Raw genomic sequence first — 9,974 nt, forward strand, 5'->3', positions numbered from 1 at the left:
CGGGCCTCGCTAGAAGACTCCGTTCCCCCCGATGACATGCGGTTCTCCAAAAAAATCGCGCTGTTTGGCTCTCTACAGCGAGTCTTAAGCCGCGTCCCGCCAAAAGCCAAGCCGGATTGCAGTTAAAGTAAGGTGTGAAGTCAGCATCAACGTTGATCCTAGCGCTGAGTACATTCAACGACCGTCATCGCGTGCACGGGGTCCAATTTAGCTTGCAAGCTCCGCCGCGTTCCGGACAGCCGTTTTCCGCGAGAATATCGCGAAAGGGCACGGGGCCAAAATTACACAATGGCGACTAAACGAAATGTCTAGGCCGGTTAGAAATCTCACGGTTTCCGCCAGATAGAAATGTCACGGAGCACCTGCTATGGGGTCGGGCGGCGGGCGGGCGCGAAGCCTTCACATCGCGCAGAGCCCGACCGACGACCGATGCACTGACTGCCCAGCTTAGTCTTTGTTTTCCGAGTGGGCCGGTAGGCGCGCGAGGCACGTAGACCGATCCATTGAAAGCGACTATCGTCGCGCCATGCTCGCTAGGCGCCTTTTCCGTTTCGGTTTTGAAAACACCGCCGAGGTGAGGGCGAACACTCGTGACGGGACTGACTACGAGTCGAGCACGGGTATCTGGATCATGAGCGATTCCGACGAAGCTGCTTTGGAGTGGGGGAAAACTATTGCGGAGCGGCTCGTCTCATATTTATTCGAACATGAGAGCGATTTTGCGTATTCATGGGCTGAGGCACGCTTTGCTCACTGGATAGAAAAAGACCCTTCTGCCCTGGCCGCAGCAAGCTATTTGCCCGTCGTCACGATAGGCGAAATGCCTAACTTGGCTGTTCTCGCAGAAGATGCCTAGCCATGCCGAGCTTGCCGCCGCTCCAATCCCAGAAGTTCGGCAGCCGCCGATGCCGTCAGCCGGCCGCTCGTCAGATCGCGCAGGACTTCAAGCCGCGCTAGCTCTTTGTCGCTCATGATATGTAACGTCACTTAGAGGGCCTCCCACGAAAATGCGGGAGGGTGCCATCTCTAACTGGCACGAGTGCGACATTACTAAATGGCGGCTACACCCATGTCTCGCATAATAAATATTATGGGAAATTATTGGGCCTTACGAGCGCCAGACACTATTGTGGCTTACACCGTTCTTACGCAACGTTGCCAGTTTTGCCACATACCCCTTACGGATTTTGCCCTAGGTTCAGGACAACGCCGATCCCGGCGCCCAGTACAAGATTTTCGGGTTGTTGATATGGCCAAGTCTGTCACGCATTTCCAGCCTACAATCGATACCTTCGGCGAACTGACGCTGCATGCCCGCCGCTTCGGTTACAGTTTCAAGCCGACAATATGGGGCGGTCTTGCCACTGGAGTCGATCGCAAGGCTCTGACCAACATCCTGATCATGGTCCTCGCCCTGGCAGGCTTTTTCGCTGTTCTGGCTGGTCTGTTCGTCTTCGACCAGATGGCCTTTGAAGGTCCGCAACCTGATCAGGTCAATTATGGCGGCACCAGCCTGATTGACTATAACTGAATAAGTCAAACTTCAATCATGCACAAACAATTCAGGTTTTCTCTCAAAAATCCATTACAACACATTGAACAAGAATAACTTTCAGCCGTCAAAAGTGACGTCGATCTGCATTTGATCGTAAGCCGGCTCGACATTGTCAGGCAATTCTGCTTTCAAAGTCTCATAATCCATATCCTGGTGCAGATTTGTCAGGATGGCCCGTTCCGGCCTGACCCGCGCGATCCATTCCAGCGCCAGATCCAGGTGCGCGTGACTTGGGTGCACTCGCCGACGCAAGGCATCGACGATCCATACCTTCACGCCGTCCAGGGCTGCAAAGCTCACTTCCGAAATCTGGTTGACGTCGCTGGAATAGGCAACGTCACCGATACGGTAGCCCACGGAACGGATCGGCCCGTGCTCCTGGTCGAATGTCATGACTGGCAAATATCCGCCCGGTCCGTCAATGCCCCAGGGTTCGCCATGCGGCGGAATGATTTGTGGGTCGCAAATCGGCGGATAACCGAACTTGCCGGTAAAGACATAATCAAAGCGCGTCCGAAACGTGGCATACGTCGCTTCATCCATATACCCGTCGATCGGCCGGCCGCGCGCAAAGGTAAAGGCACGTATGTCGTCCACGCCGTGGGCCTGGTCGGCGTGGTCGTGAGTCCACAGGATGGCGTCAACATGGTTAACGCCCGTGCGGACCATCTGCTCGCGGAACTCCGGCGAGGTATCGACCACGACCGAGGTTAAGCCACCCGTTTCCGTGTCGCGAAGCCCGAACCACGCGGAACACCGCGTCCGCCGGTTTTTTGGATCGTCGGGATCGCAGGCGCCCCAATAGCCGTCGATGCGTGGCACACCGGTCGAGCAGCCCGAGCCCAAAATTTTGACGGTCAGGATTTTGGTCATGGCCTGATCCTGTCGAACAACTGAAAGAGTGCTGCGTGGGTGCGCGCCCTCACCTCTTGTGCCGTCCAACCGCGGATCTCGCCGAGCTTGTCATAAACATGCGGCACGAAGGCCGGCTCACAACGGCGACCGCGCATAGGTATCGGCGCCAGATATGGACAATCGGTCTCAACAATAATGCGATCAGCCGGCATGTCCTTTATGATGTCGCGAACAGCCTGGGCGGCCTTGAAGGTGGCGATGCCCGACACTGAAAAATACGCGCCCATCTCCGCACATTTGCGGGCGAGTTCGGGACCTGAGGTGTAACAGTGCAGGAGCATCTTGAATGCGCCCCTGGCCATTTCCACTTCCAGGATTTGGCCCATCCAATCGTCGGCCTCGCGCGTGTGGATCACCAGAGGCAGGCCGCTTTCGCGAGCTGCGGCGGCGTGAACGCGAAACACCTTGGCCTGGATATCGCGCGGGCTGTAATCATAGTGAAAGTCGAGACCGCATTCGCCGATGCCTACGACCTTCGGTTTCTGCGCCAGTTCGAGCAAGGTATCTTCCGTCAGCTCGGGATTTTCACGCGCCTCATGCGGGTGTGTTCCGACGGTGGCCCAGATATCGTCGTGGGCCTCGGCGATGGCATAAACCGCATCGAAATTCGACACCCGGTCACAGATGTTTATCATCATATCTACGCCCGCAGCACGCGCGCGTTCTATGACCTCGGCCCGATCTTCATCGAATTGCGGGGCATGCAGATTGACATGGGAATCAATATATCGGTAATCAATCATGTAAGCTCACACTGTATCTCAATTTAATGCCGATAAGTCGTTATAAATAGACCAAAAATAGTCGCCACGATCAAGGTTGATGGATTCGACCTCCGCCGGCGCATTTTGCAGTTTCGACCACAACTTGGCGATGGATTGCCCCTTTTGTGAGGTCTCGGCGCCCAGGGCGCCATCCTGCATACGGTCACACAGACACATGACGAAGGTGGCAAATTTACGGGCACCGTCACTTTTTGCATTCGACGCCTTGAACATAGCGGCCGCCGCCATCAACTCCTGACGCGGTGGCTTGGTACCTTCCATCATGCGTCCCGCCAGGCTGTCCATGTCCAGCGCCCCTTCTTCCATAAGGCTTAACGCCCGGCCGGGGGCACCATGCGACAGCCGAACCAGCCGGTCGATCGCTTCGTCTTCCAGTTCGATCCGCTGGCGCAGGAAGGTATTGACCTGGGCATCGCTCCAGGGTGCGAAGGTCAACCGCCGGCACCGAGAGCGGATGGTTGGCAGCAGTCTTCCGGGCGAATGTGAGATCAGGAAGATGATGCCTTTGTGAGGTGGTTCTTCAAGAATTTTCAGTAAAGCATTGGCAGAATTGACATTCAAATCATCGACTGAGTCGATGATGCAAACCCGGTAGGCCGATCGCGATGGCGCCTTGGAGAAGAATTCACCAACTTCGCGCACAGCGTCGACCGTGATATTCTTCTTCAGCTTGGCGTCGCCCATCTCGCGTTCCAGCACCAGCAGATCTGGATGCGACTGCGCCGTAATCAGCCGGACATCGGTGTCGGTACGCGACATGCCAAGGGCGCCAAAGCTTTCATCGCGATCGTGGCCCATCAAAAACCGCGCGCAGCGAAAGGCGAAGCTGGCCTTGCCCAAACCCTGAGGTCCGCACAGAAGCCAGGCGTGATGGAGGCGGTCGCGCTGAAACGCCGTCAGGAAGGCGCGGTCGACGGCATCTCCGCCTTCGAAGTCGAAGCTTTCGCGCGGCGCAATCAGGCGCAGTTCATCGGTCATGTCAGGTGACCCGCAAGTCTGAGAACGCACGGGTCATCACGCTCCAGATGTCGTTGAACAAAGGCTCAATCGGCTTATCGGCATTCAGCACGCGGTACCGTTCCGGAACCTTGGCGGCGCGAGTCAGAAATCCCTGGCGGAGGCGCTCATGGAACGCCAGGCCCTTTGACTCGAAACGGTTCTCCTTGTCACCGCGCGATGAAGCCCGCGCCAGGCCGACCTCGACCGGCATGTCGAGGATCAATATGAGATCCGGTTGGGTATCGGCGACGACGGCGGCGTCGATCTGTTCGATGAAGTCAGGCGTCACGCCACCGCCGGCACCCTGATACGCGCGAGATGAGTCGGCGAAACGGTCAGATACTACCCAGGCACCGCGGGCCAATGCGGGACGAATAACGGTTTCGAGGTGGTCGGAGCGCGCAGCGTACATCATTAGGGTTTCGCTCATCGGCGACCAGCGCCCGGCGTCGCCCTGGACGAGCAGGTTGCGCAAGAGTTCCGCCCCGGGCGATCCGCCGGGTTCGCGCGTCTGGACGACTTCATGACCGAAGTCGCGCAACCGCTTGACCAGCGCCTGGACCTGGGTGGATTTTCCGGCTCCCTCACCGCCTTCAAAGACGATAAACCGGCCCCTGCTGTGCGATATCTGGCTCACGTGCTGAAATAGCCCGCGTTTCGTTGATTTCTCAAGTCCTCGAATAAAATTTCTCTATTCGGCGCGTTTGAGAATGGCGCTTGTAAATCCGGCATCGATAGAATCCTGGCGATGGCTTTCCGCCGCGTCGGCACCCGTGTACGGACCCAAATAGACAATATAGAATTCGCCGCGCCGATCGATGCGCGCGCCGTCCATCTTTTCCTGGGCGCGTTGGGCATTACTTTCCTGCGAAAACGCGCCCAGTTGCACGATAAAGCTTTGGTCATCGCCTGACGGCCGCGCATAGACCGGCTGCGCCGGCAGCGGCTCGGCCGGTCCAAGAAACTTGACCCGGACCTTGGCAGTTCCCGTCGTGTAGACGCCCAGTGCCTTGGCTGCTCCGCGCGAAAGGTCGATGATCCGGCCATCGCTGAACGGCCCACGGTCGTTGACGCGAACGCGGATGGTCTTGCCGTTGTCGAGGTTGGTGACTTCAGCGACGCTGGGCAGTGGAAAGGTTTTGTGGGCGGCCGAAATGCCATCGGCGATGAAAACCTCGCCATCGGCCGTGTGACGGTTGGGCGACTCATGGCCATACCATGAAGCCATACCAGTCTCCTCATGTCCTACCTTCGGGATTCCAGGATAGTAAGTCCGCCCGCGGACCGTATAGGGCTTAAGGTTACCTTTGTTATAACGGGCTTCATCGGCGACTTTCGGACCGCGGACATTGATACTCGAGGCAGGCTTCGCGGGAGATACGCAAGCGCTTAAAGTCATAGCCGAAACAACGGCTAAGGCTATAAAACTTAAGGTCAATATTGCTGCTCGAGCCGGTGCCATACAGTCGTGTATCCTGCCCCTCTACGTGTCAACTTCAACCAATCTATCAAGATCTTGGTTAAGAAATTCTGAGGGGTGGCGGACAAGGTGGGATTCGAACCCACGGTAGGCTTCCACCTACGGCGGTTTTCAAGACCGCTGCCTTAAACCACTCGGCCACCTGTCCATGCCTGTGAGCGGAAGCGGCTTGTAGCCTGAGTGTCCACGAGTGCCAAGCAAAAAGATCGCCGGCCGCCAAAACGCTGTTTCTCCGGCCGCCCCCGGTTCCGAGATGCTTCCAGGGGCATTGTGATGGCGAGCGAACCCGCTCAGGCGATTTGCGCTGAAGACCGTCTGACGGCCGGCAAAAATATGGTCGAAAGTCTGAAGCACGTTGTCGCCATGGTCGGCGGCAACGTGCTTTGTCGACTCCTGACCGGGTTCGATCCCAGCACCAGCCTTTCCTTTTCCGACATCAACACCATCCCGTTTTTTGTCGTGCGCGCCAATTCCCGAGTTATCTTGGCTCCAGATTCTCCTTCATTGCCGCCGTCATCGCTGCCGCGGCCTATTCCGGCACAACGCCAAATCGAAACATGGACCCTCACTTCGGTCGCGACTTCGTCGGCGACAGTTTCGGCAAAATGGTCGTCGGCGGCTCGGGCAGAGCCGGTTTCATCGACAATGTCGCGACTGCGGCCATCATGGTCTTTGTTGCGAAGTATTATTGTTTAATATCTGTATTTATTGTTTTTTATTACGTTCTTCTAATGCTCTTTTTGAAGTTTGGCGCGCTGAATCAGGCCTTCCCATTTGGCGCCGAACCGGACCAGGGCCTCGGCCTTACATGTGTACCCACGCTCTTTCGTCATCTCGATGTAACGCTTTATCAAGATATGTCTGTAAGTTTCTGATCAGAATGCGGAATGGTGCGTGCGCGCCATACTTAAGTCATTGGCGACGGTCACAGCGATTAAGCCTTACCGAGCTTAGATTTTGAATAACTACCCGGTAGGACCGAGCCGGGTAGTGCCAAGTTGTGCCGCAATCCCCAAGCCCTACCGGCAACTTTTTTTGGTATGGCATAAATATTTCGTATTTATTTAATGTGCGTTGTGACTTAAGTTGCCGGCAACCAAATCAACAGGGAGTTTCTTCTATGCCCGACATTTCACGTCGCCACCTTATGGGAACCGCGGCAGGTGCTGCGGGGCTCGGCCTTGCGGGATGCAGCCTTCCTAAGCTCAACACGTCGGCTCCGTCCGGTTCTGGTTTCGTGTCCGTCGATGGCATAAAGTTCAAGCTGAACGGCCAGCCCTATCACTTTGTCGGCGCCAACATCTGGTACGGCGCCTATCTCGGCGCCACCGCAGCCTTCGGCGATCGCACCCGTCTGCTCAAGGAACTGGACGACCTGAAGGCTTTGGGGATTGATAACCTGCGGGTTCTGGGTTCTTCGGAGTTGTCGCCGCTGATTAATTCTCTTGATCCGGCCTTCACCAACAAGCCTGGTGATTACAATAACGACCTGCTGATCGGGCTCGACTTCCTGCTGGCTGAAATGGCCAAGCGTGACATGAAGGCGGTTCTGTACCTGACAAACTTCTGGGAGTGGTCCGGCGGCCTAGTGACCAACCAGTATTACACCAACGGCGGCAACTACATCAATGCGGGCGATCCCGCGCATCCCTGGCCGGCCTTTGCTGACTATTCCGCCCAGTTCTACGCCAGCGGCGCCGCCAAGGCGGTCTATTACGATTATGTCCGCATGCTGGTGGCACGGACCAATGCGATCACCGGCAAGTTCTACAGGGACGACCCGACGATCATGGCCTGGCAGTTGTGTAACGAACCCCGTCCGGGTGGCACCGATGCCTCCATCGACAAGAATGTCGAGGCCTATTACGGCTGGATCAAGGACACGGCTGCTCTGATCCGTTCGCTCGACGCCAATCACCTGGTGTCTTTAGGCCATGAAGGCCTGATGGGTGCGAACGGACGTGAGGAAGTCGTCGTAAAGGCCCATGAACACATAGATTATTTCACGGCGCACATTTGGCCGCAGAACTGGTCGTGGGTCGACGGCAAGAACCTGGCCGGGACCTATGACGGCGGCGCCGACAAGGTAAAAGCCTACATCCAGGCGCATATCGACATTGGTCGCAAGCTGAACAAACCCGTGGTCTTCGAAGAGTTCGGTTTCCCGCGCGACGATGTTGCCTTTGAACCGGGGACACCGACCGACTATAGGGACAGGTTCTACGGCATGATCTATGCCGCTACTGAAGACGCCATCAGAAATCATACCCCGGTGGCCGGTTCCAACTTCTGGGCCTGGGGTGGCGCCGGGCGCGCACTGCATGCCGACTACCGCATGCTGCGCGGTGAAACCGCCTATGTCGGTGATCCGCCGCACGAGCCTCAGGGTTGGTACAGCGTTTTCAACACCGACACGTCGACCCAGGCATTGATCAAGGCTCACGCCGATCAAATACGTATCTTGTCGGCAGCGGGCTAAACTGAGCCTATAGCTGTAGCAAAAGGCCGCGTCCTCGGGCGCGGCTTTTTTCGTCTTTTCGCGACTAGCATGCCTGTTTCAGGAGAAGGCCATGATCCCTTCCGAACCTGCCGTCATCGACGCCCGTGGCCATCGATGTCCTGTCCCGACATTGAAGCTACGACGTCATCTGGCCGCACGGAGTGGTGACGTGACAGTAGTCCTTCTCGCTGACGATCCCATGGCGCAAATTGACGTACCGCATTTTTGCAACCAAAACAATTATTTGCTGATCTCAACCAAGACACTTTCACAAGGCTGGCGGTTTGAAATCCGCCGCGCCGACTAACACGTTTTATGTTACAACTCTGTTTACGGTTTCAGCCGTAAGAGTGTTGCCGCCTGGGATGGACGGAAGCGATTCCGTCTTAGGAAAAGGTGTATAGGAGCGTTCATTGACCCTTCAAGCACGTCTGTTGCTATTGAGTCGTGACGACGACTGGTTGCAAGGGTTGAGTCGTGACCTGGACCGTCTGGGTATTCGCACCTTGAGCGCCGCATCCCCGGAAGCTGCGTGCGCCGCGCTTGCCGACCTCGGTATCGAAGCTGTCCTGGTCGATGAATCCTGCGAGAAGGGCTGGCCGGGTCTGCTCGAGAAACTTCGCGCAGCCTGTCTGCCACGTCGCATACCGGCGATCATGATGCGGCACGACGATGACTACGTCATTCCGGCGGGATGGGACATGGTGTTCACCAAGGACGCCCATCCCCAGCAGATCTCGCTGAGTGTCGAGCATCTGGTGCGGGCCTGCGTTGCCGAAGAAGAATATGATCTGAGGTGCCTGACTTTTAACAACGGCGCCCAAGGCCTTGATCAGCTTATGCAAAACCAGCCTAAGCTTAGCCTGCTGTCCATAGGCCAACCAGATCCGGAGTTTCTGGCCCTCACCCATGCTTTGAAGAAACAGGACGCCGATGTCGTTGCCGCTCTGTCGAGCTACAGCGCCTTTGATTACCTGCACGACAAGGTGTTCGATGCCGTGCTGCTGTGGGGTAGCGACCAACCTTCCGAAGCCCTGTCGATCGCTTCCGGGATGCGTCGCAACACACGCCTGTATCATACGCCCGTGCTGCTGCGGCTGAACAGGGCGATGGAACTCGATCTGGGCGACGCTTATTTGCGCGGCGTCAGCGATATCGGCAATCCGTCGGCCGGCAATGCTGAAATTGCGGATCGCCTCCTGCGTCTGGCGCGCGTCCATCGGCGCCACCTGACCATCCGCAAGACGCTGGAAGCCATGCGCGGCGACCCGCAGATGGACAAGGGCACCGGTCTTTTCGGCCGTGACCTCTTCGCCAATCATCTGGCGCGTCTGGCCCGGGGGGCTGTTGAACGTCAGCGGCCCCTAAGCATCTGTGTTCTGAAAATCACCGATACCCCGGACATTTTCCGCGCTCGGAAAAAGAAGATGTTCGAGCGCGCGTTACCGCAGATCGGCTCGATGATCGCGCGCCTGATTCGCGCCGAGGATACCGCGGGGCGGCTGTCTAACGACGTCTTCGCCCTGGCTCTGCCCGCCACCACGCTGAATTCGGCGCGCAATGTGGCGGAGCGCATATCGGCGGTCATTGGCTGCACGGCATTTGATTCCGGCCAAGGGCGCCCGCCTTTTGTCGTCGAATTCGATGTTGGTGCGGCGGAAATGCGTGAGGGAGAGCCTGCGGGTGACGTTCTGATGCGCGCTGCTGCTGCGGCTGACAATCGCGATCGCCAGGCAGGCT

Annotated in this window: 12 protein-coding genes and 1 tRNA gene; 6 read left to right on the forward strand and 7 right to left on the reverse strand. The window is 57.2% G+C overall.

What is annotated here, in order from left to right; translation table 11 throughout:
• The first annotated feature begins 631 nt into the window (after nt 1-631).
• A complete protein-coding gene (locus tag ABAC402_RS30625; RefSeq protein ID WP_155847372.1) occupies nt 632-856 on the forward strand; it encodes a hypothetical protein in 225 nt (74 codons plus the stop codon).
• On the opposite strand, the gene ABAC402_RS41100 is transcribed toward ABAC402_RS30625, so the two are convergent.
• Nucleotides 853-987: a hypothetical protein gene (locus tag ABAC402_RS41100; protein WP_255346309.1), complete on the reverse strand. Its 135-nt coding sequence runs from the start codon at nt 985-987 to the stop codon at nt 853-855. The genes ABAC402_RS30625 and ABAC402_RS41100 overlap by 4 nt on opposite strands.
• A 262-nt stretch (nt 988-1,249) precedes the next feature.
• Between ABAC402_RS41100 and ABAC402_RS30630 the strand changes: the two genes are divergently transcribed.
• Entirely contained in the window at nt 1,250-1,531 is a 282-nt protein-coding gene (locus tag ABAC402_RS30630; RefSeq protein ID WP_023449586.1) for a hypothetical protein, read from the forward strand.
• Nucleotides 1,532-1,612: 81 nt separating this feature from the next.
• Here ABAC402_RS30630 and ABAC402_RS30635 read toward each other — a convergent pair whose 3' ends face one another.
• The 6 genes from ABAC402_RS30635 to ABAC402_RS30655 form a co-directional block, all read right to left on the reverse strand.
• Nucleotides 1,613-2,428 (reverse strand): MBL fold metallo-hydrolase, encoded by an 816-nt coding sequence (locus tag ABAC402_RS30635; RefSeq protein ID WP_023449587.1) that lies wholly within the window; start codon nt 2,426-2,428, stop codon nt 1,613-1,615.
• Nucleotides 2,425-3,213: a TatD family hydrolase gene (locus ABAC402_RS30640; RefSeq protein ID WP_023449588.1), complete on the reverse strand. Its 789-nt coding sequence runs from the start codon at nt 3,211-3,213 to the stop codon at nt 2,425-2,427. The genes ABAC402_RS30635 and ABAC402_RS30640 overlap by 4 nt, the downstream gene beginning before the upstream one ends.
• Before the next feature lie 18 nt (nt 3,214-3,231).
• The gene (locus ABAC402_RS30645) at nt 3,232-4,233 is read right to left on the reverse strand and encodes a DNA polymerase III subunit delta' (protein WP_023449589.1); all 1,002 of its coding nucleotides are present in this window, start codon (nt 4,231-4,233) and stop codon (nt 3,232-3,234) included.
• A gap of 1 nt (nt 4,234) precedes the next feature.
• Nucleotides 4,235-4,891, reverse strand: a complete 657-nt coding sequence (tmk, locus tag ABAC402_RS30650; RefSeq protein ID WP_023449590.1) for a dTMP kinase — start codon at nt 4,889-4,891, stop codon at nt 4,235-4,237.
• A gap of 54 nt (nt 4,892-4,945) precedes the next feature.
• On the reverse strand, nt 4,946-5,482 hold the full coding sequence (locus tag ABAC402_RS0120140; RefSeq protein ID WP_023449591.1) for an SPOR domain-containing protein: 537 nt from the start codon (nt 5,480-5,482) through the stop codon (nt 4,946-4,948).
• A 310-nt stretch (nt 5,483-5,792) separates the two neighbouring features.
• Nucleotides 5,793-5,882, reverse strand: a tRNA-Ser gene (locus tag ABAC402_RS30655).
• Between the two features lie 235 nt (nt 5,883-6,117).
• Between ABAC402_RS30655 and ABAC402_RS40210 the strand changes: the two genes are divergently transcribed.
• The 4 genes from ABAC402_RS40210 to ABAC402_RS30670 form a co-directional block, all read left to right on the forward strand.
• Nucleotides 6,118-6,609 (forward strand): hypothetical protein, encoded by a 492-nt coding sequence (locus ABAC402_RS40210; RefSeq protein ID WP_155847373.1) that lies wholly within the window; start codon nt 6,118-6,120, stop codon nt 6,607-6,609.
• Between the two features lie 245 nt (nt 6,610-6,854).
• On the forward strand, nt 6,855-8,213 hold the full coding sequence (locus tag ABAC402_RS30665; RefSeq protein ID WP_031235586.1) for a cellulase family glycosylhydrolase: 1,359 nt from the start codon (nt 6,855-6,857) through the stop codon (nt 8,211-8,213).
• Nucleotides 8,214-8,304: 91 nt separating this feature from the next.
• A complete protein-coding gene (locus tag ABAC402_RS0120145) occupies nt 8,305-8,541 on the forward strand; it encodes a sulfurtransferase TusA family protein (RefSeq protein ID WP_031235587.1) in 237 nt (78 codons plus the stop codon).
• A 106-nt stretch (nt 8,542-8,647) separates the two neighbouring features.
• Nucleotides 8,648-9,974 (forward strand): diguanylate cyclase domain-containing protein (locus tag ABAC402_RS30670; RefSeq protein ID WP_031235588.1); only part of this gene is annotated, 1,327 nt, incomplete at its 3' end.

This window comes from Asticcacaulis sp. AC402, assembly GCF_000495835.1.
Taxonomy (GTDB): Bacteria; Pseudomonadota; Alphaproteobacteria; order Caulobacterales; family Caulobacteraceae; genus Asticcacaulis.

Excerpts from the sequence above, each read along its gene's own strand:
- ABAC402_RS30665 (WP_031235586.1), top strand. The coding sequence starts at position 6,855 with ATGCCCGACATTTCACGTCGCCACCTTATGGGAACCGCGGCAGGTGCT.
- ABAC402_RS30630 (WP_023449586.1), top strand. The coding sequence starts at position 1,250 with ATGGCCAAGTCTGTCACGCATTTCCAGCCTACAATCGATACCTTCGGC.
- ABAC402_RS0120145 (WP_031235587.1), top strand. The coding sequence starts at position 8,305 with ATGATCCCTTCCGAACCTGCCGTCATCGACGCCCGTGGCCATCGATGT.
- ABAC402_RS30635 (WP_023449587.1), bottom strand. The coding sequence starts at position 2,428 with ATGACCAAAATCCTGACCGTCAAAATTTTGGGCTCGGGCTGCTCGACC.
- ABAC402_RS30640 (WP_023449588.1), bottom strand. The coding sequence starts at position 3,213 with ATGATTGATTACCGATATATTGATTCCCATGTCAATCTGCATGCCCCG.
- ABAC402_RS0120140 (WP_023449591.1), bottom strand. The coding sequence starts at position 5,482 with ATGGCTTCATGGTATGGCCATGAGTCGCCCAACCGTCACACGGCCGAT.
- ABAC402_RS30625 (WP_155847372.1), top strand. The coding sequence starts at position 632 with ATGAGCGATTCCGACGAAGCTGCTTTGGAGTGGGGGAAAACTATTGCG.
- ABAC402_RS30645 (WP_023449589.1), bottom strand. The coding sequence starts at position 4,233 with ATGACCGATGAACTGCGCCTGATTGCGCCGCGCGAAAGCTTCGACTTC.